The following is a 23,568-nucleotide window of genomic DNA, read 5'->3' on the forward strand; positions in this document are numbered from 1 at the left end:
AGCCTGCGACTATCGGTATACTAATTTTCATAATTACGTTACATGTAGCGATGAGGACATGAACAAAAAGATGAGCCATTTTAGAGAGAGAAGCCTAGGCTGGGAGCTTCTTATGGACCGCTGTTGTTTACCACCTCTGAACAGTATGCAAACCAATGCATACCGGTACCGGCCGTTATCCGATGTAGAGCTTCGTTTGCATTCGTGCAGACAGAAGAAGGGTGGAACCACGAATTAATTCCTCGTCCCTTTATTGGGACGGGGATTTTTTGCGTTCTACAGAACTTGAAAAGGAGAGAATTGTCATGTCAGAAAACATTCAACTGATTTATCCAGACGGCGCTGTAAAGGAGTTTGAACGTGGCACAACAATGGAAGACGTTGCCCAGTCCATCAGCCCAGGTCTTCGTAAAAAAGCACTAGCTGCTAAGATCGATGGCAAACTAGTCGATTTGAAAGCGCCACTTCAAGAAGGCGGTGAGATGGAGATCATCACTACAGACTCGCCAGATGCTCTTGAGATTTTGCGTCACTCATCAGCTCACTTACTTGCTCAAGCGGTGAAACGTCTGTATCCAGATGCGAAGCTTGGCGTCGGTCCTGTCATTGAAGGCGGATTCTACTACGACATCGATTCGGAACAGCCAATCACTTCCGAAGATTTGGCTGTCATCGAGAAAGAAATGAAAAAGATCATTAACGAAAACATTGCAATCACTCGTCATGACGTCTCTCGTGACGAAGCGTATGCTCGTTTTTCAGAAATTGAAGATCCTTACAAGCTTGAGTTGTTAGAAGCAATTCCAGCAGATGAGCAAGTCTCGATCTACGAACAAGGCGAATTCTTCGACCTATGCCGTGGTGTTCACGTTCCTTCAACTGGAAAGCTAAAAGAGTTCAAGTTGCTAAGCGTTGCTGGTGCATACTGGCGCGGAGACAGTGACAACAAGATGCTGCAACGCATCTACGGTACTGCTTTCTTCACGAAAGAAGATTTGAAAGAGCATTTACGTCTACTTGAAGAAGCGAAAGAGCGCGACCACCGCAAAATTGGGAAAGAACTAGATCTTTTCATGAACAGCCAAAAGGTTGGCCAGGGCCTTCCGTTATGGTTACCAAAAGGCGCAACGATTCGCCGTATCATCGAGCGTTATATCGTGGATAAAGAAGTGCAACTTGGCTACGATCACGTTTATACTCCAGTGATGGCAAGCGTGGAACTCTACAAAACAAGTGGTCACTGGGATCACTATCAGGAGAACATGTTCCCTGTGATGGCTATGGACAACGAGGAACTGGTACTTCGTCCGATGAACTGTCCTCACCATATGATGATCTACAAAAACGGGATCCACTCGTACCGCAACTTGCCGATTCGTATTGCAGAGCTTGGCACAATGCACCGCTATGAGATGTCTGGAGCTTTGTCTGGCCTTCAACGAGTTCGTGGGATGACTTTGAATGATGCGCACATCTTCGTTCGTCCGGATCAGATCAAAGACGAGTTCAAACGTGTAGTTCAGTTGATCTTAGAAGTCTACAAAGATTTCAACCTAGAAGACTACTCGTTCCGTTTGTCTTACCGTGACCCTGCGGATACTGAGAAATACTTCGATGACGATCAAATGTGGGAACGCGCACAAGGCATGTTAAAAGAAGCGATGGACGAGCTTGGCCTTGAGTATTACGAAGCAGAAGGCGAAGCGGCGTTCTACGGACCAAAGCTGGACGTGATGGTGAAGACAGCTCTTGGTAAAGAAGAGACATTGTCTACTGCGCAACTTGATTTCTTGCTTCCTGAGCGTTTTGACTTAAACTACATCGGAGAAGACGGCAAGCAGCACCGCCCAGTCGTCATCCACCGTGGTGTCGTTTCAACTATGGAACGATTTGTGGCGTTCTTGATCGAAGAATACAAAGGGGCCTTCCCTACATGGCTCGCTCCTGTACAGCTTCAGATCATCCCGGTTTCTAACGAAGTGCATCATGACTATGCGAAGCAGTTAGAAGAGAAGTTCAAATCGAAAGGCTTCCGCGTTCACATCGATGACCGTGAAGAGAAACTAGGATACAAGATCAGAGAAGCGCAGATGCAGAAGATTCCGTACATGCTTGTTCTTGGAGACAAGGAGAAAGAAGCAGGCGAAGTCAACGTCCGTAAATACGGCGAACAAAAATCAGAAAGTATGGCATTTGAAGACTTCTTGGCGCATATCGTAAAAGAAGTGCAATCATCTGTTGACAACTGATTCGTCAGGTGCTATAGTTAGTAAGGTTATTGAATACATGTTTGTGGTATAAGAAGAGGCTGCCCGCTTCTCACCTGTTCGACACTTTGTTGACTGGTTCGCACAAGAACGACTTTCACATGCATTTTGCATGTCGTATAGCGGCGGGCAGACAGAGATGTCTGCCCGCTTTTTATATGGGTACAAGTTGTGAACAGCAACTGCACTTCATACCCGATATTGTATTCGCGATACTATTTGGAGGTGGATTATTATTAGCAAAGACATGTATGTAAACGAAGGCATCCGTGCAAGAGAATTACGTGTAATTGACCAAAATGGTGATCAGCTTGGACTTAAATCACGTAACGAAGCGCTCGAGATCGCTGCTCGCGTTAACTTAGACCTTGTCCTTGTGGCCCCTCAAGCCAAGCCACCTGTTGCTCGTATTATGGATTATGGTAAATTCAAATTCGAACAACAGAAAAAAGATCGCGAGATTCGTAAAAATCAAAAAGTTGTCGTCATGAAAGAGGTTCGCTTGAGCCCATCGATTGACGAACATGATTTCCAAACGAAACTTCGTAATGCCATTAAGTTCCTTGAAAAAGGGGACAAAGTGAAAGCATCGATCCGTTTTAAAGGCCGTGCCATCACGCATAAAGAAATTGGACAACGTGTCCTTGATCGTTTTGCGGAAGCATGTGCTGAGGTTTCTACTGTAGAGCAGAAGCCAAAGATGGATGGACGCAGCATGTTCTTGGTTTTAGCGCCAAAGAACGAGAAATAAGCATTTAGAAATTGTTTAGGAGGAATTCGACATGCCGAAAATGAAAACTCACCGTGGAGCAGCTAAGCGCTTCAAAAAGACGGGTACTGGGAAACTTAAGCACGACCGTGCATATGGTAGCCACTTATTTGGAAACAAATCTACAAAAGCGAAACGTAAACTTCGCAAGCTTAAAGTAGTTTCTTCTGGCGACTACAAGCGCATCCGCACACTATTAACGTACATGAAGTAATTCGACTATAAATGAAATAGCAGGAGGTTGTTTAATATGCCACGTGTAAAAGGTGGAACAGTAACGCGTCAGCGTCGTAAAAAAGTCATTAAATTAGCTAAAGGATACTTCGGTTCAAAACACACACTTTATAAAGTTGCTAACCAAGCAGTTATGAAGTCTGGTATGTACGCATACCGTGACCGTCGTCAAAAGAAACGTGATTTCCGTAAACTATGGATCACACGTATCAACGCGGCAGCACGTTTGAACGGTCTTTCTTACAGCCGTTTAATGTTCGGTCTTAAATTAGCTGGTATCGAAGTTAACCGTAAAATGTTAGCTGACCTAGCTGTAACGGATGCTGCTGCATTCACTCAGTTAGCTGATGCTGCTAAAAAAGCAATGGACAAATAAGATTGTCTTTTGAGAGTCCTTCTCCCCATTTGGGAGGAGGGCTTTTTTGTGTTGATTTAGATGTGGAAGGCGTTTGGTCAGAAATGCTTTGGAAATTGGGCGTGCCCGTGAAGGCGTATTTTGCCTTTGCGGGTGCGAACGATTTGTGAATGTATTTCTAACGCCTGTAACTCGATTAGATATGATGTGGAAAGCGTTTCTTGTGGGTGAGCGGTGGTTCATCTGCATGGGAGGGGGATTTGTTCTGCATCGTCCGTGGTTTCATCTGCATGGGAGGGGATTTGTTCTTCATAGGGGGAGTTTCATGAGCATCAGGGTTCGTTTCATCGGCATAGAGTGGGGATTTGTTGTGCATCAAAGGTCGTTTCTTCTTCATCGCATAGGGATTGTGCCAACTTTGAGCCGAATCGCGCCAACTCCACCAATCCACACCAACTAGACCTACCAACGACACCTCTCTCTCTGCTACACTAAGAAAGGAAAGAAGGAGGGAAATCATGGACTATCTTTGGATCATTGTAGTCGTCATGTCTGCTATCGCGTTCTTCACGATGCGGTATGACAAGAATCAAGCTAGAAAAGGCGGACAACGCGTCCCCGAAAATACATTGTGGTTGCTAGCGTTACTAGGTGGGGGACCAGGAGCTTACGCGGGCATGCAGGCGTTTCGTCATAAGACGAAGCACACGCAGTTCCGAATTGGGTTTCTTGTGCTTGCACTTTTAGATTTATTTCTGCTCGTCTATTTGTCCAATTAAAAAAAGAGCCCGCTTATACGGACTCTTTGTGGCCCTTCAATAGTTGCTCGATAGGGCTCTTCCAGCTGATTGTGGCGTGAGGGTAGCTGAGTCGGATTTCTTTTTCAAGAAACTCAAAATCGTCACGCGTCATACCTTGAAGCTTGTGGATGTCATGGGCCCAAACAAAGATGGAGACGACATCAAACGCATCTTTCGTAGTGCCTAAATACTTTTCTCCCTCAAAGACAGCGCCTTGGTAGGAGATGAGAAAGTTTTTGCGTGCATTTTTGCTGTCATCGTAGAAATAGTACGCTTCTTTTTCGATGGCTTCGTCTAGCTTCCGCTTAGGATCTAGTAAATAGCGCATCAGTTTATACAAGGCATAGGCCAATAAAATTATTAAAATCATTCGGAAAATCATGACACCACTCCCTTATACAGAACCACTTACTACTTTATACGGAACAAAAATCATTTGGTTTCAAACTAATTGAAAAAAGGTGAGAAAAAAATGGAACTTCAAAAATTAGTCGAGATGCAGCGTCAGTTAGACCGTTATATAGAAGAAAAACGGGGAATCCAAGAAGATGTCTTTGACCGAAAAGTCATTGCTTTACTAGTGGAACTTGGCGAGCTGGCCAACGAGACACGCAGCTTTAAGTTCTGGAGCGACAAAGGACCATCCGATAAAGCGACCATCGTCGAAGAATATGTAGACTCGATCCACTTCTTACTGTCCATTGGAATCGAGAAAGGTCTTGATTCGCAGCTTACCACGTGGCCAGTAGGTGGCCGAACAGAAAATTTAAATAGCGCGTTTCTTCAAACGTACGAACACATTTTGAAATTCCAACATCACTCGGACTACTCGAATTATAAAGCAATTTGGGAATCGTATGCGGAGATCGCGAGACTCCTTGGCTTTACTACAGAGGATGTAGTGAACGCATACCACGCCAAAAACGAAATTAATTATACGCGTCAACAGACAGGTTACTAACTTACTGTTTACATTCTATTCAGTCTTTTCGTATAATGGGAATAGATTGTTTAGGAGGTCGAAATAATGACGAAGCTAGATGAAACATTGACAATGTTAAAAGATCTAACCGATGCACGCGGGATTCCCGGGAATGAACGCGAAGCTCGTGACGTGATGGAGAAGTACATAACTCCGTTTGCAGATGAAATTTCATATGACAACTTGGGCAGCTTGATTGCTAAAAAATCAGGTTCTCAAGACGGACCAAAGATCATGGTTGCCGGACACTTGGACGAAGTTGGATTCATGGTTTCTCGTATCGATGATAAAGGTTTTATCTTCTTCCAACCGGTTGGTGGCTGGTGGAACCAAGTCATGCTTGCTCAGCGCGTGACGATTGTGACTCGTAAAAAAGGAGACATCACAGGTGTCATCGGTTCAAAACCGCCGCACATCCTATCTCCAGAAGCTCGCAAAAAACCAGTCGACATCAAAGACATGTTCGTTGATATCGGTGCCTCTTCGAAAGAAGAAGCGATGGAGTGGGGCGTATTACCGGGAGATATGATCGTTCCTTACTTCGAGTTCCATGTCATGAACAATGAAAAACTTCTACTTGCTAAGGCTTGGGATAACCGTATCGGCTGTGCGATTGCAATCGACGTTCTTAAAGGCCTTCAAGGCGAAGAACATCCAAACACTGTGTATGGTGTCGGAACAGTTCAAGAAGAGGTCGGCCTCCGTGGTGCGAAGACGGCTGCTATGAAAGTACAACCAGATATCGCGTTCGCTGTTGATGTCGGTATCGCAGGCGACACACCGGGAGTGACTCCAAAAGAATCGACTTCGAAGATGGGTGAAGGTCCACAAATCGTGTTGTTCGACGCTTCTATGGTCTCCCACAAAGGTCTTCGTGATCTAGTGGTCGACACTGCAGACGAAACGGGTATTCCGTACCAGTTCGAGACGATCGCTGGTGGTGGGACAGATGCAGGTGCTATCCACTTGACGATGAACGGTGTACCAGCTGTAGCGATTGGTGTTGCGACTCGTTATATTCACTCGCATGCAGGAATCTTGCACCGTGATGATTATGAAAATGCTGTAAAACTTATTGTAGAAGTCATCAAAAAGTTAGATGCAGATACAGTAGCAGAACTTAAATATAACTAATAGTACGGAACCCCTGGGGTTGTTGAGATGATCGAGAAGACTCGATTGAGAGACAACCCCAGGGGTTATTTTATTATTTTGCATTGACATTCATCATTTTGTATATTTATAATAATAATTACATGAATATACATTAAGGGGTCGTGATGAGAATGAAGTTGTTAGAATGGGTCAACATCAAGCCAGTGGAAAGTTTGAAAGGGAAAGATCTGCTGACGTTATTTGATTATTCAACAGAAGAAGTAAAAGAATTGCTGGAGCTTGCGAAAAATCTGAAGTTTTTAACAAAGGAAGGGAAGTGTCCACCACTTCTTGCAGGAAAAACACTGGGGATGATTTTTGAAAAGCATTCGACCCGTACTCGTATCTCATTCGAAGTAGGAATGCAGCAACTTGGAGGTTACGGTATGTTTATGCATTCTCGTGATTTGCAGATTGGTCGCGGGGAGTCAGTTTACGATACAGCGCACGTCTTGTCAGGTTATCTAGACGGAATTATGATTCGCGCGAACTCACACCAGATGGTGGAAGAGCTTGCAGAACATGCTCAGATTCCTGTCATTAACGGTTTAACTGATTTGTTCCATCCATGCCAAGCACTAGCGGATATGCTGACACTTCAAGAGGTTCAGGGAGAACTCGCCGGAAAGAAACTGACGTATATCGGAGACGGCAATAATGTAGCGCACTCGTTGGCTATCGCTGCAGCGCATCTCGGAATGCATATTGCTATTGCGACGCCTGTTGGATATGAGCCGGTCGAGTGGATCGCGGAAAAGATCTCGAAGCTTGCAATTACAAACGGCGGTTCACTCCTCATCACGACAGATCCGGTCGAAGCGGTAGAAGGAGCCGATTGTATTTATACAGATGTATGGACTTCGATGGGACAAGAAGAAGAAGCGCAGGCTCGCTTGGAGGCGTTCCAGTCGTTTCAAGTAAATGATGCACTCGTTGCTCATGCGAAAGCGGATTATATGTTCTTACACTGCCTGCCAGCTCACCGTGAAGAAGAAGTCACGGCTAGTGTAATTGATGGGCCAAACTCGTATGTATTCCAGCAGGCGGAAAATCGCTTGCATGCACAAAAAGCAGTACTTGCTTCTTTGTTATAACTTTCTGCAGCGGCAGGCGTCCGCTACGGAAAGATTTTGTTCAGCACTTGCCAGAGGGCAAGCTGAGCTACATAGTGAAATGGCCCGGGAGACGCTGGGCCATTTTTTCATGCTCTTTTTTATGCTCCCTGGGAGCCGATTTAGCTCCTGAACCTGCATCATCTAGAGTTTCGATAAGAAGTTAACTCCATATAATGAAATTTTCCCTGGGAGCATCATTACTCTCTAATTACGAAAAGTTTTCTCGAGCAGTTTGACGGCATCTTGTTTGAGATGTGGTTCAGCTTGTTGCCACCATTTTTCAAAAAACACACCGAGACCTGGCAAGAAATGCTCGTCGCCTTTTTTGATAGCGTCCTCGACCATAGCGTACAAGTCTTCAGAACTAGAACCGGCTACACTCGAACTGATGGATTGGCGAATTTGAAATGACATGTTGATCCCTCCGTTTCCTCCCTAGTATGTTTTCTGACAATCCAAATTATGCAGCAACCTATGGTACACTAAAAAGAAAAAAAGAGGTATCGTATGAAACGTATTGAATCGACTGGCAATGCTCTCGTGAAGCATTGGAAAAAACTGATTACGACTCGCAAAGATCGTGAAAAATCGAAAGAGTTTGTAGTTGAAGGCTATCATTTAGTGGAGGAAGCTTTGAAAGTTCCGGGGATGGTAAAACATATCCTTTTAGGAGACCATGCATCGCTTGAGCACAAGTGGGACACAGACGATGTTGAAGTGATTGAGATCAGCACTGAAGTGGTGAACGAACTAGCCGACACAGAGCACACACAAGGAATATTCGCACATTGCAGCCAACCGAGCTGGAAAGTTGCGCCGGGTGAATGGAGCCGAATCCTCCTCATTGATTCCGTTCAAGACCCAGGGAATGTCGGGACGATGATTCGCACGGCAGATGCTGCTGGAGTGGATGCTGTGATCTTAGGGAAAGGTAGCGCAGACGCATATAACCCGAAGACACTTCGTTCAGCTCAAGGCTCGACGTTCCATTTGCCGGTGATCAAAGCGGATCTCGAGGAATGGATTCCTTCACTTGCGGACGAGGGCTTCTCGATAATGGGAACGGCCCTTGAAAATGCGAGCAACTATAAAGAAGTCGCTATCACTTCAAAAATGGCCTTCATCATGGGGAACGAGGGAAGTGGTGTGCAGCCGAACCTACTTCAACAAGTTGACCAGCGCGTGTCGATTCCGATTTACGGAAAAGCAGAGTCGCTCAATGTGGCCATCGCTACGGCCATCGTCCTGTATCACTTCGCTGAAAAAGCTTGAATTTCAACTAGGGCACTCGTATAATTGAAATGAAAATACAACAGCAATGACCGGGAAAAGTATAAGAAGAGCTGAATGGTTTCAGGGAGAACGTGGCGAGACTGCAACCACTTCCCATTCACTTCTTAGAAGTTCACCCCAGGTAGCTGCCACTTAGACCAGAAATGTAAAGGTGGCCGGTTCCGAGCCGTTATTCGTTTGAGTGATGATGCTTTGAGCATGATAACTAGGGTGGTACCGCGATGATAACTCGTCCCTTTTTTGGGGCGGGTTTTTTGTTTGTCAAAAAAGGAGGAACAAACTGATGGAAGCACAACTTGCTGCATTGAAACAAGAAGTTATTCAAAAGATCACAGATGCGCAATCAGTCAAAGAATTACAGGACGTACGCGTCGCGTATCTTGGGAAAAAAGGACCGATCACGGACCTGCTAAAAGGCATGGGGAAACTTCCAGCTGAAGAGCGTCCGAAGATGGGAGCACTCGTCAATGAGATGCGCCAAGAAGTTACAGCTGTATTAGACGCGCGTTCTGTGGAACTCGAGCAAGCGGCGATTGATGCACAGCTTGCAAATGAGACGATCGATGTCACGTTGCCAGGACGCACAGTCCAAATCGGAAATCACCATCCGTTAACAAAAGTCATCGAGGAAATCGAAGACTTGTTCATCGGCATGGGCTATGAGATTGCAGAAGGGCCAGAAGTCGAGAAAGACTATTACAACTTTGAAGCGCTCAACCTTCCGAAGGGTCACCCAGCTCGCGATATGCAAGACTCGTTCTATATCTCGGAAGAGCTATTGTTACGTACGCACACGTCACCTGTTCAAGCACGCACGATGGAGCAGAAGCAAGGTGAACCGATTCGCATCATCTGTCCTGGTAAAGTGTTCCGTCGTGACAACGATGACGCGACACATTCGCACCAGTTCATGCAGATTGAAGGACTTGTGATTGGTGAAAACATTCGCATGACCGACTTGAAAGGAACGCTTGACCTACTCGGGAAAAAGATGTTCGGTCAAGACCGTGAAATTCGTCTGCGTCCAAGTTTCTTCCCGTTCACAGAGCCTTCTGTTGAGATGGACATATCGTGCTTTAAATGTGGCGGCAGTGGCTGTTCCGTATGTAAAGGAACTGGCTGGATCGAGATTTTAGGTGCTGGAATGGTGCACCCAGATGTTCTGCGCATGGCAGGATACGACCCAGAAAAAGTATCTGGTTTTGCTTTCGGTATCGGAGCAGAGCGGATTGCGATGCTGAAATATGGGGTAGAGGACATTCGCCATTTCTATACAAACGATATGCGGTTCATCAAGCAATTTGAACGCAGTGAAGGGTAAGGAGGAGACAATATGTTAGTATCACTCAATTGGTTAGCAGACTACGTGGATCTGACGGATCAACAGCCTGCAGAACTCGCAGAAAAAATTACGCGCTCAGGAATCGAAGTAGATGCCATCGAAGTGCGTTCACAAGATATGAAGAATGTTGTGATTGGACACGTTGTTTCTAAAGAGAAGCACCCAGAAGCGGATAAATTAAACATTTGCCAAGTGGATGTGGGAACAGGCGAATTATCTCAAATCGTATGTGGCGCTCCGAACGTCGATGCAGGTCAAAACGTCATCGTTGCAGTTCCTGGCGCTCGCTTACCTGGAGGTTTCAAAATCAAGAAAGCGAAACTTCGCGGTCAAGAATCAAACGGCATGATCTGCTCTCTACAAGAGCTTGGAATCGAAGGGAAAGTCGTTCCAAAAGCGTTCGCAGACGGTATCTTTGTATTGCCAGCAGATGCGCCAGTTGGACAGGATGCACTAGAATATTTATCGCTACATGATACGGTCCTTGAACTAGGCTTGACGCCGAATCGAGCGGACGCGATGAGCATGCTAGGAGTCGCGTATGAAGTGGCTGCTATTTTACAACAGTCAGTGAAACTTCCTGAAATCACTTATGCTTCGGCAACAGAAACGGCACAAGACGCGTTAACACTTCGTGTGGATGCGCTGGATGCAAATCCACTTTATATCGCAAAAGTGATTAAAGATATCAAAGTAGGTCCATCCCCACAATGGTTGCAAAACCGTTTGATGGCTGTAGGTGTACGTCCTCATAATAATGTCGTCGACGTCACGAACTATGTGTTAATGGAATACGGTCAACCGCTTCATGCGTTCGACTATGACCGTCTCGCAACAAAAGAAATCGTTGTTCGTATGGCAACTGAAGGCGAAGTCATCACAACGCTTGATGACCAAGAACGGAAGTTAGAGGCTACTGATCTTGTAATCACTAACGGTCAAGAACCAGTAGCAGTTGCCGGTGTTATGGGTGGCGCTAACAGTGAGGTCCATGATGGTACTACGACTGTTGTACTTGAGTCTGCATATTTCACAGGTAGCTTCATCCGTCAGACGTCGAAGCGTCTAGGGCTTCGCTCGGATGCGTCAGCTCGCTTTGAAAAAGGCGTCGATCCAAATCGTGTGGAAGCTGCTGCCGAACGTGCGGCTCAGCTACTAGCAGAACTTGCAGGAGGCACGGTTTTAGCTGGAAGTGTAGTAGTTGATGAACTCGATAAGACACCTAAGAAGGTAGTCGTATCACCTGACTTTATCAACGAACGTCTCGGGATGAAAATTTCATTTGATGAGATGCAACATATCTTGACGCGATTACAGTTCCCGTTCGAAGTAGCGAATGGTTTGTTCTATATCGATGCACCGACGCGTCGTCAAGACATCGTCATTCCAGAAGACATCGTAGAAGAAATTGCACGTATGTATGGCTATGACCGTATCCCGATGACCTTGCCAGAAGGCGCTCATCAAGCAGGAGGGTTAACTCCGTATCAAGCAAAACGTCGTTTAGTGCGTCAAACTCTTGAAGGAGCAGGACTCTATCAGGCGGTAACGTATTCGTTGACTTCTTCGGAACAAGCACAACGATTTGCACTTCACGAAGCACCGGTAACAAAACTCTTGATGCCGATGTCAGAAGAACGCAGCACACTTCGCCAGAGTTTAATTCCTCACTTAGTAGAAGCTGCAAGCTATAATGTTGCGCGCCGTGTAGAAAGTGTCGCTCTTTACGAAGTGGGTTCTGTGTTCTTGGATCAAGGCATGGACGAACTGCCGGTTGAAATCGAGCATGTGGCTGGTGTCGTTACGGGTCTATGGGTAGACAATGCATGGCAAGGCGAGAAGAAACCGGTCGATTTCTTCGTAGTCAAAGGCATTGTGGAAGCCCTAGCAGCGAAGCTTGGAGCAACACTTTCGTACCGTCAAGCGAAACGGGACGGCTTGCACCCAGGACGCACTGCAGATATTTTGTTTGGCGAGATTGTGGTAGGCTTTATCGGTCAATTGCATCCTACTGAACAGAAGCGTCTTGATTTGAAAGAAACGTATGTGTTTGAACTGAATATGCAAGCACTGATTACAGAAGTGCTTCCAACTATCAGTTACACTGCCGTATCTCGTTTCCCGGCAATCACTCGTGATATCGCACTTGTTGTGGACCGCGAAACGCCAGCAGAAACTTTGGAGTCGGTAATCCGAGCTTCAGGTGGCAAGCTAGTTACAGCGATTCGTCTGTTTGACCTGTATCAAGGAGATAAGATGGCTGCAGATAAAAAATCGGTTGCGTTCTCGATTACGTATCAAGATCCAGAGCGTACACTGACTGACGAAGAAGTCGTGGCAGCACATGAAAAAGTAGTAGCAGCGCTTGCTGAACAAGCAGGGGCGGAACTGCGCGGATAATTGGAAAAGACCTAGAGGATTTGTGTCCTCTAGGTCTTTTTTGCATGGGAGGGCTTTAACTGGTGGATCAAGGTCGTTAAAGAGGGAAGCAAGGGCACTAAAGGTTAGCTTCGGGTCTTTAAGACGCCCGTTTGTGTCGCTAATTCTAGTTTTGTGCCCTTAGCAACTCGCTTTGTGCCCTTTGCAACCCGCTTTGTGCCATTTACCCAGCAATACACCAAATTCCTATTGCCCAGACAACTTCAACGCCTTCTGAGTATTCGCAAAATGGGCTTTCGTGATCGTCCGCAGATACTCTGCTCCTCGTTTTCGGATAATGCGCGCAGCTACTTCATCGACTTTGGCGCCAGCCCCTTTTGGGATAGTCACACCAGCCTGTTCAGATAGCTTATCCATTTCTTCTAGAAACGCATTGCGAGCGAGAATGGAAGCAGCTGCAACCGCCACATGAAGGCCTTCTGCTTTCGTCGCAAAGTAGACATCTTCTTCAACGATCTCAGGCTGTTTCGCAAGGTGACGGTAGTATACGGACTTTTCCGCAAACTGATCAATCAAAATAGCATCGGGCTTTGTATCACCAAGCTTTCGCAACACATGTTTCAGAGCCTGGTTGTGCAGGAGAGCTTTGATTTTCCCTTGGGACCATTTTTTATCGGTAGCGTCGTTGTACTTATTCATCGGGAGTACCAAGATGCTGTGTAGAAATGCAGCTTGAATGTCCGGCGCAACCTTGCGGATGAACGTATCGTTCAATTGTTTAGAGTCCTTACAGCCGAGTTCGATGGCCAAATCGATTTTATCGGCAGGGATGAAGCAGGCGGCTACTGTAATTGGACCGAAAAAGTCTCCAGTTCCGGTTTCATCAGAACCGATGACGGATAGACGGTCGAATCCAGCTGGAAGGGGAGCCGATTTTTTCGGAGCATCCCCACTTGCTGAAGCCTGCCACTTTTCTGCTTCTCGAACGGCACCGCTCCCTTGGAACATGACTTTTCCAGATCGGTAGGCACTGATTCGGGTGTCGGATAGTGCTGCGGCGAACACCATTCCAGGAGCTTTTGCTGGGATTTCATAAGAAGAATATGAGGTTTTTAGTCTAGAAAACGCTTCGTTTTCAAGTTGAATGACAATGTTTGACATAACATGGGTTCCTTTCTTTCCAACTCACTTTACTTCATGGTATCATAGAAACTAGGATTTTCTGAGGAGGTCTTGTCTTTGTCAGATCAAACAATTACACGGGTAGCCGTGGATATTTACGGCAATACATACAAAATGGCAGGATATGAATCGGCTGGACATATGCGCCTCGTCGCAACTATGGTAGATGATAAGATGAGAGAGATTCAACGTACCAATCCAAGCCTTGACACTGCCAAGCTTGCTGTCCTGACTGCCGTAAACACGATGCACGACTACTTAAAAGTAAAAGAACAACTCGAACAACTAGAACAGGAATTGAAACAGATAAAGGGCGGTCTAAATGGTTGATATTTTATTACTGATTATTCTTATCGGAGGCATCATTGTAGGAGCAAAGCGTGGACTGATCGTACAACTGATTCATATGGTTGGATTCATTGTCGCTTTGATTGTTGCCTTTAAGTATTACAAATCTCTTGCAGAAAAATTTGTACTGTGGATTCCATTCCCAGCAATCACGACAAATTCTCAATTGTCGTTTGCAGTGGAAGCACTAGATCTTGATCAAACGTTTTACCGAATCATCGCATTTGCATTGTTGTTCTTCATTGTGAAGTTTGCCTTGCAAATTGTTGCGTCTATGTTCGACTTCTTAAAGTTCTTACCAGTTCTTGGACAAGTGAGCAGTATTTTAGGTGCGGTTCTCGGATTCATTGAAATTTATTTCTTATTATTTGTCTTCCTATACGTACTCGCTCTTTTACCAGTCGACTTTTTACAGACGGCAATCGGTGGCTCGGGCATCGCTCACTTTATTTTAGAGAACACCCCATTCTTATCTGAAGCGGTCAAAAACTGGTGGTATATCTACCAGGACAGCCGTGCCTCATAACGAACGCAAAACTTCTCTCGCTAGCTGGGAGAAGTTTTTGTCGCTTTCATACAAAGGAGTGTACAACCGATGGATAAAAAAACAATCATTCGCACGTTAGAACGAATTGCACTATTGATGGAACTACAAGGCGAGAATCCTTTCAAAGTCAGCGCGTTCCGAAAAGCTGCGCAGACACTAGAACTCGACTCTCGAAGCTTGTCTGAGATGGACGACCCAACGAAGTTAAAAGGCATTGGAGCAGCTACAGGTGGTGTCATCACAGATTTATTACAAGATGGGGAATCCACACTACTTTTAGAACTTGAAAAACAAGTGCCTCAAGGTCTTGTGGAAATGCTTCAAATCCCTGGTATGGGTGGGAAAAAGATTGCAAAGCTCTACGCAGAGCTCGGTATTGAAACATTAGAAGGCTTACGAGAAGCGTGTGAGAAAAATGAAGTCCAGGCACTCGCTGGATTTGGTAAAAAGACCGAAGAGAAGATTTTGAAAGAGCTCGATCAATTAGCGAGTCGACCTGAGCGCTACCCGATCTGGAAGTTAGAGCCGATCGTTGAGCATATTGAATCGTTACTGAAGAACCACCAAGATGTCTCGAATGCATCTGTCGCTGGGTCTTATCGTCGCACGAAAGAGACGAGCAAAGACTTAGATTTCGTAATAGCCACGGATCATGTTGAATCAGTTAAAGAGATGCTGAAGAAGTCATTAGACATTGAAGAAATGATTGCGGACGGAGATACAAAAATGTCTGTCGCACTCGCGAAACCAGAGCGTGTCGATGTGGACTTCCGATTCGTCGTAGAGAGTGAATTTGCATCGACTCTTCATCACTTCACAGGATCAAAAGATCATAATATTCGCATGCGGCAACTTGCTAAAGAAAAAGACTGGAAGATCAGCGAGTATGGCGTCGAGAAAGAAGACGGCACGGTGACGACGTATGCATCTGAATCTGAATTCTTTGCGGATTTTGACCTGCCGTTCATCCCGCCTAGTATCCGCGAGAGTGGTCAAGAATTGGACCGTCTCGACGAACTGAAAGACTTGGTTCAACTAGAAAACATCGTCTCGGACTTGCATATGCACACGACTTGGTCAGACGGTGCCCATTCACTAGAAGAAATGATTGAAGGGTGTATCGCAAAAGACTACAAGCTGATGGTCATCACCGATCACTCTCGCTATCTGAGAGTTGCGAACGGTCTCACACCAGAACGACTGCGTGAACAAAATGAAAAAATCAAAGAACTTCAAAAAATCTATCCTGACATCCATATCCTATCGGGTACAGAGATGGACATCTTGCCAGACGGGACACTCGATTTTGACGATGAGTTGCTTGCTGAGCTTGATTTTGTCATTGCATCGATTCATTCAAGCTTCTCGCAACCACAAGAAAAGATTATGGAGCGTCTGTTTGCAGCCGTATCGAACCCGCATGTTGATATGATCGCGCATCCGACAGGGCGTATCGTCGGGGAACGTGATGGCTACGAACCGGATGTGGAACAGCTGCTGCAGTGGGCAAAAGAGTACGACAAGATTGTCGAGCTCAACGCGAATCCATACCGCTTGGACCTAGCCGTTCCGTGGCTTGAAAGAGCACAAGAACTAGGAGTCAAAGTTGCCATCAATACAGATGCGCATCATTTAGACCATCTCCGGTTCATGGATATTGGAGTACGTCATGCCCAAAAAGCGTGGCTAACAAAAGAAACTATCGTAAATACTTGGGAGCCTAAGAAGCTTTTAGACTACCTCTCCCGAAACTAAAGGAGGCGCACTATGATTGCAAAAAAGGCGCTGCATACACTGGAATATCCAAAAGTTATTGATCATGTAAAATCGTTTGCCACGTCTTCAGTTGGTAAAACACTTATAGAAGAACTCGTGCCTTTAACGGATTTTGAACAGATTCAAACATGGACAGAAGAGACGGATGAAGCGCTCGCGATTCTTCGCGTGCGTGGTAATGTGCCTCTTGGCGGTTTGTTCGACGTTCGTCCTCATGCACGCCGTGCTCAAATCGGCGGGATTTTAAGTGCGATGGAGCTGATGGAAATCGCATCTACCATCCGTTCAAGTAAGATTCTTCGCAGATTTATTGAAGACGTCACGGATGCAGAAGATTTTTCTACAAAACATATGAAACAGTACACGGACGGTCTGCCAGTCCTCACGGAACTAGAGCACGAAATTAATGCGTGTATCGATGACAATGGAATGGTACTTGATTCTGCAAGTCAGACGCTTCGTTCCATTCGTCAGCAACTACGAACAGCCGTTCAGCGAATCCGTGAAAAACTGGATAGCTACACACGAGGTCAGAACGCAACAAAGATGTTGTCAGATGCGATTGTTACGATTCGTAACGACCGCTACGTAATTCCTGTCAAAGCGGAATATAGAAGTCATTACGGCGGGATTGTCCACGACCAATCTTCTTCTGGTCAGACGTTGTTCATCGAACCGAATGCAGTCGTCCAGCTGAACAACGATGCACGGGCTCTTCGTGTGAAAGAACAAGAAGAAATCGAACGGATTTTAAAGGAATTATCAATGCAAGTGGAGCTTGTAGCATCAGACTTGTTCCATTTAGTAAAAACGATGGCGACGTTAGATGCCATATTCGCTAAAGCGAAATACGGGACAGCTGAAAAATGTACACGACCAACGATCAATCGAGAGGGACGCATTCGCCTAGTGAAAGCGCGACATCCTTTGATTAAGAAAGAAGAAGCAGTGGCCAATACAATCGAGTTCGGAAATCCGGATACCGCTGTCGTGATCACAGGACCGAATACCGGAGGGAAGACCGTTACTCTAAAGACGGTAGGATTATCCACGTTAATGGCACAGAGTGGAATCCCGATTCCTGCTTTAGACGGTTCGGAGATTGCGGTGTTTGAATCGGTATTTGCGGATATCGGAGATGAACAATCCATTGAGCAGAGCCTCAGTACGTTTTCTTCTCATATGGTCAACATCGTCGATATTCTGAAGAAGTTTGATGAACATTCTTTAGTGCTATTCGATGAATTGGGTGCCGGTACAGATCCACAAGAAGGAGCAGCACTTGCTATCTCGATTCTGGATGAAGTTCATGGGCGAGGCGCACGTGTCATGGCGACCACTCACTATCCGGAACTAAAAGCCTACGGGTACAACCGTCCGGGTGTCATCAATGCCAGCGTAGAATTTGATGTCGAAACTCTCAGTCCGACTTACAAATTGTTGATGGGTGTTCCAGGTCGAAGCAATGCTTTTGAAATTTCAAAACGGCTTGGCTTGCCACAGCACATCATCACACATGCAGAAGGCTTTACCGGAACAGATCGTGGCGAAGTCGATACGATGATTGCTTCATTAGAAGAAAGCCGCAAGAGAGCAGAACAAGATGCGGAAGAAACAAAACGAGTGCTTGAAGAATCTGAAGCATTGAAACAAGAGCTTGCGGAACGCTTGGCTGATTACGAAGCGAAGAAAGAGCAGCTTGCTGAAAAAGCGCGTGAAAAAGCGAAGAAGATTGTGGACGAAGCGCGTCGTGAGTCTGAAACGGTGATTCAAGAACTTCGCCAGCTTCAGAAACAAGCAGCAGCTGGTGTGAAAGAACACGAGATTATTGATGCAAGAAAACGATTAGAAGGCGCGTTGCCGGAGAATCCCGTGCTGAAAAAAGAAAAACAAAAGAAACAAAGAGCTCAGAATCTCCAGGCAGGAGATGAAGTAAAGGTTTTGTCCTTTGGTCAAAAAGGGACATTGCTTGAGAAAGTCTCGAAAGATGAGTGGGCCGTTCAAATCGGTGTCCTAAAAATGAAGCTACCAGAAAGTGATCTGGAATTTGTAAAACCAGACAAGCCGCAACCAACTGTTTCAGTGCATTCGGTTGGAGGCCGTTCAGGAGCAGGAGTCAAACTGGAACTCGATCTTCGAGGCGAACGCTATGAAGATGCCCTCTTGCGAACTGAAAAATATTTGGATGATGCTGTACTAGCAAATTATCCACGAGTGAGTATCATTCATGGAAAAGGTACAGGCGCTCTTCGCCAAGGCATTCAGACGATGCTGAAGAAAGACCGCCGTGTGAAGAGCTACCGATTTGGAGAAGCGGGCGAAGGTGGATACGGAGTGACCATCGTAGAGTTAAAATAAAAGTGAAACCTCTTAGCAAGTCAAACGTACAACAAGAATGTAGAAGCATAGGAAGAGGGGGAGCACGGTGTCACTTTTAGCATTTTGGTCTCATCCGCTCGTTGAGTCAGCGGGGTATTTCAGTGTCGTGATCTTATGTTTGATCATCGCCATGGTGTTGTTTGAAGTTGTCACGAAGTATAAAAACTGGGTGGAAATCAAAAACGGGAACGTCGCCGTCGCATTAGCCACTGGTGGAAAGATTTTTGGTGTGGCCAACATCTTCCGGTTCTCGATTGAAAAACATTCTTCCTTTTTAGAGATGATCGGTTGGGGAACATTCGGATTTGCGCTGCTCATCATAGCGTATTGGTTATTTGAATTTTTAACCCCATCCTTCAATGTCGACAAAGAGATTGAGCAAGACAATCGGTCCGTCGGTTTCATTTCATTTATCTTATCAGTCGGTTTGTCCTTCGTGATCGGGGCAAGTATTTCAAATTAGGAGTGCGCAATGGAAAAATTAGCGAAAGTCCTATTACTAGTAGCTGTTCTATTTATAGTAGTCGGAGTGTATTATGTTTTTATAAGGTAACGGAACAAGGATTGTGAAGAATGACGCTACATCTTCACAGTCCTTGTTATTTTTTTGATGGAAATCGTCTTTTCATGTAGAAATAGATTGAATAGCCATTCATATTTTCATATACTAAAGTTAGGAATATTCACGCTATTCTAATCAAGGGGGTCTTATAATGGCAGAAAAAGTATGGCTAAAGCATTACCCTGAACAAATTCCACATATGTTATCGTATGAGGAAATTCCGATTCAAGAGTTTTTGACCCGGTCTGCAAAGAACTACCCGGACAACGTGGCCATTCATTTCATGGGGAAAGAAATGAAGTACGCCGAGCTTTACGAATCTGCACTGAAGTTTGCGAACTATTTGCAAACGCTAGGAATTCAAAAAGGGGACCGGGTGGCGATCATGCTACCGAACTGCCCTCAAGGAGTGATTGCGTTTTACGGTATCTTGTATGCCGGGGGGATTGTTGTTCAGACAAATCCGCTTTATACCGAACGAGAAGCGCAGTATCAGTTAAAAGATGCAGGAGCCAAAGCAATCATCACATTGGATATTCTTTATCCACGGATTTCTAAAATCATGAAAGAGACGGATTTGGAGAACTTGATTATCACGGGTATCAAGGATTATCTTCCGTTCCCGAAAAACATGGTGTATCCGTTCATTCAAAAGAAACAATATGGTTTCTCTGTGAAGGTAGAACATCGTGGTTCGAATCACTTATTCACAGAAGTGATGAAAGTGGCAAAGCCAGAAAAGCAAGAACTAGCAATCGACTTTGAACATGATTTAGCGATGCTTCAATATACAGGTGGTACAACTGGATTCCCAAAAGGAGTCATGCTGACTCACAAAAATCTTGTCACGAACGTGACGATGTGTAAGACTTGGCTGTATGAGTGTAAAGATGGTCAAGAACGTGTCCTTGGAATTCTTCCATTTTTCCATGTGTACGGAATGACTACAGTATTAGTCCTTTCCGTCATGCAAGCTAACACCATGATCTTACTTCCTAAATTCGATGTTGAAACCGCTCTCAAAACAATTGATAAATTAAAACCAACAATATTCCCAGGAGCTCCGACAATTTATATCGGCATTTTAAACTCACCAAATCTTGGTAAGTATGATCTTTCATCTGTCAATGCGTGTATCAGTGGATCTGCGGCACTGCCAGTGGAGATCCAAGAAAAGTTTGAGCGAGTAACGGGTGGCCGTCTCGTAGAGGGATATGGTCTAACCGAAACATCGCCAGTAACTCATGCAAATTTGGTTTATACGGATAAACGAGTTAAAGGATCTATCGGTATTCCGTGGCCAGATACAGATTCTGCAATCTTCCAAATGGATTCTACAGAGCCGCTACCAGTGGGAGAGGTAGGGGAAATTGCTGTGCGCGGACCACAAGTCATGAAGGGGTATTGGAACCGACCAGAAGAAACAGAAATGGTGATTCGTGATGGTTGGTTCTTAACAGGCGACTTAGGGTATATGGACGAAGACGGGTACTTCTACATTGTGGATCGTAAGAAAGATATGATTATCGCTGGTGGATTCAATATTTATCCGCGTGAAATTGAAGAGGTACTTTATGAACATGAAGCGATTCAAGAATGCGTGGTTGCTGGGATTCCAGATCCATACCGTGGTGAGACGGTAAAAGCGTACATTGTACTCAAAGAGGGCCATAGCGTGACGGAAGAGGAGCTAAATGACTACTGCCGTACCAAACTTGCAGCATTCAAAGTACCTCGCTTCTATGAATTCCGCGAAGAGCTTCCGAAAACAGCGGTAGGTAAAATCTTACGCCGCACGTTGATCGAGGAAGAAAAAGAAAAATTGAAGCAATCACAAACAAGTTGACAGAATAAAAATTAAATACTACTATAAAAATATGAATGAATAGTCATTCATATTTTTATTTTGGGGTTGAGACGATGAAAAAAGAAAAACCTAAATACCGACAAATCATTGATGCGGCCATAATTGTGATTGCCGAGAACGGGTATCATCAATCCCAAGTCTCCAAGATTGCAAAGCAAGCCGGAGTAGCCGATGGCACCATCTATCTGTATTTCAAAAACAAAGAAGACATTTTGATCTCAGTTTTTGATGAAAAGATGGAAATGTTTGCAGATCGATTAAAAGAAATTATCGAAGAGCCGATCACGGCATCTGAAAAACTTTTCAAAATGGTAGAGAATCACTTTACGGTTCTGTCAGCAGATCGCCACTTGGCAACTGTCACGCAGCTCGAGCTACGTCAGTCCAATCTGGCACTGCGTTTACGCATCAACGCAGTTTTGAAAAATTATCTCGTGCTACTCGATACCATTTTAAAAGACGGCATTGCTAATGGAGAATTTGATAAAGATATGGATATTCGCTTAGCGAGACAGATGGTTTTTGGTACAATTGACGAGACGACTACGACTTGGGTGATGAATGAATACAAATATGATTTGGTAGCGCTCTCACCAAAAGTCCATCAGTTGTTGTTTAACGCAATCAAAGCTGAATAGGGGATGTGAACAAATGGAATTTCTTTCATGGGAAACAAAGGATCATGTGGCAACCGTCACATTGAACCGTCCACCGGCCAATGCGCTGTCACGCCAACTGATCTTAGATATCAACTCTTTCTTAGATGAAGTAGAGCATGACGATTCCGTACGCGTCATTGTTTTCAAAGGAGAAGGTCGTTTCTTCTCTGCTGGGGCAGATATCAAAGAATTTACATCAATCACAAGCGGCGAAGAGTTTTCTAAGCTTGCTAAAAATGGACAAGACATTTTTGAACGCGTTGAGACTTTCTCGAAACCAATTATTGCAGCCATTCATGGTGCAGCTTTAGGTGGCGGTCTAGAATTTGCTATGAGTTGTCATATTCGTGTGGTAACTGAGTCAGCAAAACTTGGTCTTCCTGAACTGCAACTTGGTCTAATTCCAGGGTTTGCTGGTACACAACGTCTACCACGTTATGTGGGGGTAGCGAAAGCGGCTGAGATGTTGCTGACAAGCGATCCGATTTCAGGATCAGAGGCTGCACGTCTTGGATTAGCAAATCACGCGGTTGCTGAAGAAGAATTGGAAACTACTGTTCAGCAAATGGCAACTAAGATCGCTAAAAAGAGTCCTGTGGCTATGAAATACGCTTTAGAGGCACTGCAATATACTAAAGATGACTCCTATTACAAAGGCGTAGACGCTGAAGCGCATTCTTTTGGAACCGTTTTCGTGACAGAAGATGCCAAAGAAGGAATTTCTGCCTTCTTAGAAAAACGTCAACCAAATTTTAAAGGAAACTAATTTATTTTGGAGGGAACCCAATGAATATTTATGTTTTAGTTAAACGTACATTCGACACGGAAGAAAAAATCGTCGTTTCTGGCGGACACATTCAGGAAGATGGCGCTGAGTTCATCATCAACCCATACGACGAGTATGCGATTGAAGAAGCGATTCAAGTTCGCGACGCTCACGGCGGAGAAGTAACTGTCATCACTATGGGTGACGAAGAAGCTGAAAAACAATTACGTACAGCGTTAGCTATGGGTGCTGACAAAGCGGTTCTGATCAACACAGAAGATGTGGAAGATTTAGACCAGTTCAGTGCAGCTCATATTCTAGCTGAATACTTAAAAGATAAAGAAGCAGACTTGATCCTAGCTGGTAACGTCGCAATCGACGGCGGTTCAGGTCAAGTGGGTCCACGTGTTGCGGAACTACTAGGCATCAACTATGTAACGACAATCACGAACCTTGAAATCAACGGAGATACAGTAGCTATCAAACGTGACGTAGAAGGGGATACAGAAGAACTTGAAACGAAACTTCCACTTCTAGTTACAGCGCAACAAGGATTGAACGAACCACGCTACCCATCTTTACCAGGAATCATGAAGGCAAAGAAAAAGCCTCTTGAAGAGTTGGAATTAGACGATCTGGATATCGACGAAGACGATGTCGAAGCAAAAACAGAAACGGTTGAAATCTATCTTCCTCCGAAAAAAGAAGCAGGAAAAGTTCTTCAAGGCGATCTTCAAGATCAAGTGAAAGAACTAGTCGGCTTACTTCGCACGGAAGCAAAAGTAATCTAA

General features: G+C 45.0%; 24 protein-coding genes and 1 other annotated feature. Of the genes, 20 read left to right on the forward strand and 4 right to left on the reverse strand.

Going from position 1 to position 23,568, the window contains the following annotated elements; genetic code table 11:
- The first annotated feature begins 305 nt into the window (after positions 1-305).
- From thrS to rplT, 4 genes are all read left to right on the forward strand, one after another.
- The gene (thrS, locus tag CQS04_RS00595) at positions 306-2,249 is read left to right on the forward strand and encodes a threonine--tRNA ligase (protein WP_100352291.1); all 1,944 of its coding nucleotides are present in this window, start codon (positions 306-308) and stop codon (positions 2,247-2,249) included.
- 265 nt (positions 2,250-2,514) lie between these two features.
- The gene (gene infC, locus CQS04_RS00600) at positions 2,515-3,018 is read left to right on the forward strand and encodes a translation initiation factor IF-3 (RefSeq protein WP_106408211.1); all 504 of its coding nucleotides are present in this window, start codon (positions 2,515-2,517) and stop codon (positions 3,016-3,018) included.
- 31 nt (positions 3,019-3,049) lie between these two features.
- Positions 3,050-3,250: a 50S ribosomal protein L35 gene (gene rpmI / locus CQS04_RS00605; RefSeq protein WP_094944135.1), complete on the forward strand. Its 201-nt coding sequence runs from the start codon at positions 3,050-3,052 to the stop codon at positions 3,248-3,250.
- Between the two features lie 36 nt (positions 3,251-3,286).
- On the forward strand, positions 3,287-3,646 hold the full coding sequence (gene rplT / locus CQS04_RS00610; RefSeq protein ID WP_100352292.1) for a 50S ribosomal protein L20: 360 nt from the start codon (positions 3,287-3,289) through the stop codon (positions 3,644-3,646).
- A gap of 175 nt (positions 3,647-3,821) precedes the next feature.
- Here the strand turns inward: rplT and CQS04_RS00615 are convergent, their stop codons facing one another.
- Complete coding sequence (locus CQS04_RS00615) at positions 3,822-4,076, reverse strand: hypothetical protein (protein WP_165775421.1); 255 nt, start codon at positions 4,074-4,076, stop codon at positions 3,822-3,824.
- Between the two features lie 67 nt (positions 4,077-4,143).
- On the opposite strand from CQS04_RS00615, the gene CQS04_RS00620 reads away from it, so the two are divergent.
- Positions 4,144-4,404 carry a DUF1294 domain-containing protein gene (locus CQS04_RS00620; RefSeq protein WP_094944138.1) on the forward strand — a complete coding sequence of 87 codons (261 nt, stop codon included), beginning with the start codon at positions 4,144-4,146 and terminating at the stop codon, positions 4,402-4,404.
- A 13-nt stretch (positions 4,405-4,417) separates the two neighbouring features.
- Here the strand turns inward: CQS04_RS00620 and CQS04_RS00625 are convergent, their stop codons facing one another.
- Positions 4,418-4,807 (reverse strand): sigma-w pathway protein ysdB, encoded by a 390-nt coding sequence (locus CQS04_RS00625; RefSeq protein ID WP_100352294.1) that lies wholly within the window; start codon positions 4,805-4,807, stop codon positions 4,418-4,420.
- 90 nt (positions 4,808-4,897) lie between these two features.
- Here CQS04_RS00625 and CQS04_RS00630 point away from each other — a divergent pair, with 90 nt between their 5' ends.
- The 3 genes from CQS04_RS00630 (at position 4,898) to argF (ending at position 7,656) form a co-directional block, all read left to right on the forward strand.
- Positions 4,898-5,386, forward strand: a complete 489-nt coding sequence (locus CQS04_RS00630; protein WP_100352295.1) for a dUTP diphosphatase — start codon at positions 4,898-4,900, stop codon at positions 5,384-5,386.
- 66 nt (positions 5,387-5,452) lie between these two features.
- Positions 5,453-6,541 carry a M42 family metallopeptidase gene (locus tag CQS04_RS00635; protein ID WP_100352296.1) on the forward strand — a complete coding sequence of 363 codons (1,089 nt, stop codon included), beginning with the start codon at positions 5,453-5,455 and terminating at the stop codon, positions 6,539-6,541.
- A gap of 152 nt (positions 6,542-6,693) precedes the next feature.
- Entirely contained in the window at positions 6,694-7,656 is a 963-nt protein-coding gene (gene argF / locus CQS04_RS00640; RefSeq protein ID WP_100352297.1) for an ornithine carbamoyltransferase, read from the forward strand.
- A gap of 225 nt (positions 7,657-7,881) precedes the next feature.
- Here argF and sspI read toward each other — a convergent pair whose 3' ends face one another.
- Positions 7,882-8,091: a small acid-soluble spore protein SspI gene (sspI, locus tag CQS04_RS00645; RefSeq protein ID WP_100352298.1), complete on the reverse strand. Its 210-nt coding sequence runs from the start codon at positions 8,089-8,091 to the stop codon at positions 7,882-7,884.
- Between the two features lie 93 nt (positions 8,092-8,184).
- On the opposite strand from sspI, the gene CQS04_RS00650 reads away from it, so the two are divergent.
- The 3 genes from CQS04_RS00650 (at position 8,185) to pheT (ending at position 12,712) form a co-directional block, all read left to right on the forward strand.
- Positions 8,185-8,949, forward strand: coding sequence for a TrmH family RNA methyltransferase (locus tag CQS04_RS00650; RefSeq protein WP_100352299.1), 765 nt, complete (start codon positions 8,185-8,187; stop codon positions 8,947-8,949).
- A 37-nt stretch (positions 8,950-8,986) separates the two neighbouring features.
- Positions 8,987-9,210, forward strand: a binding site (T-box leader).
- 43 nt (positions 9,211-9,253) lie between these two features.
- Entirely contained in the window at positions 9,254-10,291 is a 1,038-nt protein-coding gene (pheS, locus tag CQS04_RS00655; protein WP_100352300.1) for a phenylalanine--tRNA ligase subunit alpha, read from the forward strand.
- A gap of 12 nt (positions 10,292-10,303) precedes the next feature.
- On the forward strand, positions 10,304-12,712 hold the full coding sequence (pheT, locus tag CQS04_RS00660; RefSeq protein WP_100352301.1) for a phenylalanine--tRNA ligase subunit beta: 2,409 nt from the start codon (positions 10,304-10,306) through the stop codon (positions 12,710-12,712).
- A gap of 225 nt (positions 12,713-12,937) precedes the next feature.
- Here pheT and rnhC read toward each other — a convergent pair whose 3' ends face one another.
- Positions 12,938-13,852 (reverse strand): ribonuclease HIII, encoded by a 915-nt coding sequence (gene rnhC / locus CQS04_RS00665; RefSeq protein ID WP_100352302.1) that lies wholly within the window; start codon positions 13,850-13,852, stop codon positions 12,938-12,940.
- 78 nt (positions 13,853-13,930) lie between these two features.
- Between rnhC and zapA the strand changes: the two genes are divergently transcribed.
- The 9 genes from zapA to CQS04_RS00710 all read left to right on the forward strand — a co-directional run bounded on the left by zapA (position 13,931) and on the right by CQS04_RS00710 (position 23,568).
- Entirely contained in the window at positions 13,931-14,203 is a 273-nt protein-coding gene (gene zapA, locus CQS04_RS00670; protein ID WP_100352303.1) for a cell division protein ZapA, read from the forward strand.
- Positions 14,196-14,747, forward strand: coding sequence for a CvpA family protein (locus CQS04_RS00675; protein WP_100352304.1), 552 nt, complete (start codon positions 14,196-14,198; stop codon positions 14,745-14,747). The genes zapA and CQS04_RS00675 overlap by 8 nt, the downstream gene beginning before the upstream one ends.
- Before the next feature lie 69 nt (positions 14,748-14,816).
- Complete coding sequence (polX, locus tag CQS04_RS00680; protein WP_100352305.1) at positions 14,817-16,523, forward strand: DNA polymerase/3'-5' exonuclease PolX; 1,707 nt, start codon at positions 14,817-14,819, stop codon at positions 16,521-16,523.
- Positions 16,524-16,535: 12 nt separating this feature from the next.
- Positions 16,536-18,902, forward strand: a complete 2,367-nt coding sequence (locus tag CQS04_RS00685; RefSeq protein ID WP_100352306.1) for an endonuclease MutS2 — start codon at positions 16,536-16,538, stop codon at positions 18,900-18,902.
- Between the two features lie 67 nt (positions 18,903-18,969).
- A complete protein-coding gene (locus tag CQS04_RS00690; RefSeq protein WP_100352307.1) occupies positions 18,970-19,386 on the forward strand; it encodes a DUF350 domain-containing protein in 417 nt (138 codons plus the stop codon).
- A gap of 250 nt (positions 19,387-19,636) precedes the next feature.
- Positions 19,637-21,331 carry a long-chain-fatty-acid--CoA ligase gene (locus CQS04_RS00695; RefSeq protein WP_100352308.1) on the forward strand — a complete coding sequence of 565 codons (1,695 nt, stop codon included), beginning with the start codon at positions 19,637-19,639 and terminating at the stop codon, positions 21,329-21,331.
- A gap of 74 nt (positions 21,332-21,405) precedes the next feature.
- Positions 21,406-21,990 (forward strand): fatty acid metabolism transcriptional regulator FadR, encoded by a 585-nt coding sequence (locus CQS04_RS00700; protein ID WP_100352309.1) that lies wholly within the window; start codon positions 21,406-21,408, stop codon positions 21,988-21,990.
- A 13-nt stretch (positions 21,991-22,003) separates the two neighbouring features.
- Positions 22,004-22,777, forward strand: a complete 774-nt coding sequence (locus CQS04_RS00705) for an enoyl-CoA hydratase (protein ID WP_100352310.1) — start codon at positions 22,004-22,006, stop codon at positions 22,775-22,777.
- Between the two features lie 20 nt (positions 22,778-22,797).
- On the forward strand, positions 22,798-23,568 hold the full coding sequence (locus CQS04_RS00710) for an electron transfer flavoprotein subunit beta/FixA family protein (protein WP_100352311.1): 771 nt from the start codon (positions 22,798-22,800) through the stop codon (positions 23,566-23,568).

This window comes from Chryseomicrobium excrementi (assembly GCF_002798305.1).
GTDB classification, from domain to species: domain Bacteria; phylum Bacillota; class Bacilli; order Bacillales_A; family Planococcaceae; genus Chryseomicrobium; species Chryseomicrobium excrementi.

What these genes read in the sequence shown, in the direction of transcription:
- rnhC (WP_100352302.1), bottom strand. Translation starts at nt 13,852, where the DNA reads ATGTCAAACATTGTCATTCAACTTGAAAACGAAGCGTTTTCTAGACTA.
- sspI (WP_100352298.1), bottom strand. Translation starts at nt 8,091, where the DNA reads ATGTCATTTCAAATTCGCCAATCCATCAGTTCGAGTGTAGCCGGTTCT.
- CQS04_RS00630 (WP_100352295.1), top strand. Translation starts at nt 4,898, where the DNA reads ATGGAACTTCAAAAATTAGTCGAGATGCAGCGTCAGTTAGACCGTTAT.
- pheT (WP_100352301.1), top strand. Translation starts at nt 10,304, where the DNA reads ATGTTAGTATCACTCAATTGGTTAGCAGACTACGTGGATCTGACGGAT.
- CQS04_RS00685 (WP_100352306.1), top strand. Translation starts at nt 16,536, where the DNA reads ATGATTGCAAAAAAGGCGCTGCATACACTGGAATATCCAAAAGTTATT.
- CQS04_RS00675 (WP_100352304.1), top strand. Translation starts at nt 14,196, where the DNA reads ATGGTTGATATTTTATTACTGATTATTCTTATCGGAGGCATCATTGTA.
- pheS (WP_100352300.1), top strand. Translation starts at nt 9,254, where the DNA reads ATGGAAGCACAACTTGCTGCATTGAAACAAGAAGTTATTCAAAAGATC.
- argF (WP_100352297.1), top strand. Translation starts at nt 6,694, where the DNA reads ATGAAGTTGTTAGAATGGGTCAACATCAAGCCAGTGGAAAGTTTGAAA.
- infC (WP_106408211.1), top strand. Translation starts at nt 2,515, where the DNA reads ATGTATGTAAACGAAGGCATCCGTGCAAGAGAATTACGTGTAATTGAC.
- CQS04_RS00635 (WP_100352296.1), top strand. Translation starts at nt 5,453, where the DNA reads ATGACGAAGCTAGATGAAACATTGACAATGTTAAAAGATCTAACCGAT.
- thrS (WP_100352291.1), top strand. Translation starts at nt 306, where the DNA reads ATGTCAGAAAACATTCAACTGATTTATCCAGACGGCGCTGTAAAGGAG.
- CQS04_RS00700 (WP_100352309.1), top strand. Translation starts at nt 21,406, where the DNA reads ATGAAAAAAGAAAAACCTAAATACCGACAAATCATTGATGCGGCCATA.
- polX (WP_100352305.1), top strand. Translation starts at nt 14,817, where the DNA reads ATGGATAAAAAAACAATCATTCGCACGTTAGAACGAATTGCACTATTG.
- CQS04_RS00650 (WP_100352299.1), top strand. Translation starts at nt 8,185, where the DNA reads ATGAAACGTATTGAATCGACTGGCAATGCTCTCGTGAAGCATTGGAAA.
- CQS04_RS00620 (WP_094944138.1), top strand. Translation starts at nt 4,144, where the DNA reads ATGGACTATCTTTGGATCATTGTAGTCGTCATGTCTGCTATCGCGTTC.
- CQS04_RS00625 (WP_100352294.1), bottom strand. Translation starts at nt 4,807, where the DNA reads ATGATTTTCCGAATGATTTTAATAATTTTATTGGCCTATGCCTTGTAT.
- rpmI (WP_094944135.1), top strand. Translation starts at nt 3,050, where the DNA reads ATGCCGAAAATGAAAACTCACCGTGGAGCAGCTAAGCGCTTCAAAAAG.
- CQS04_RS00705 (WP_100352310.1), top strand. Translation starts at nt 22,004, where the DNA reads ATGGAATTTCTTTCATGGGAAACAAAGGATCATGTGGCAACCGTCACA.
- CQS04_RS00695 (WP_100352308.1), top strand. Translation starts at nt 19,637, where the DNA reads ATGGCAGAAAAAGTATGGCTAAAGCATTACCCTGAACAAATTCCACAT.
- rplT (WP_100352292.1), top strand. Translation starts at nt 3,287, where the DNA reads ATGCCACGTGTAAAAGGTGGAACAGTAACGCGTCAGCGTCGTAAAAAA.
- CQS04_RS00710 (WP_100352311.1), top strand. Translation starts at nt 22,798, where the DNA reads ATGAATATTTATGTTTTAGTTAAACGTACATTCGACACGGAAGAAAAA.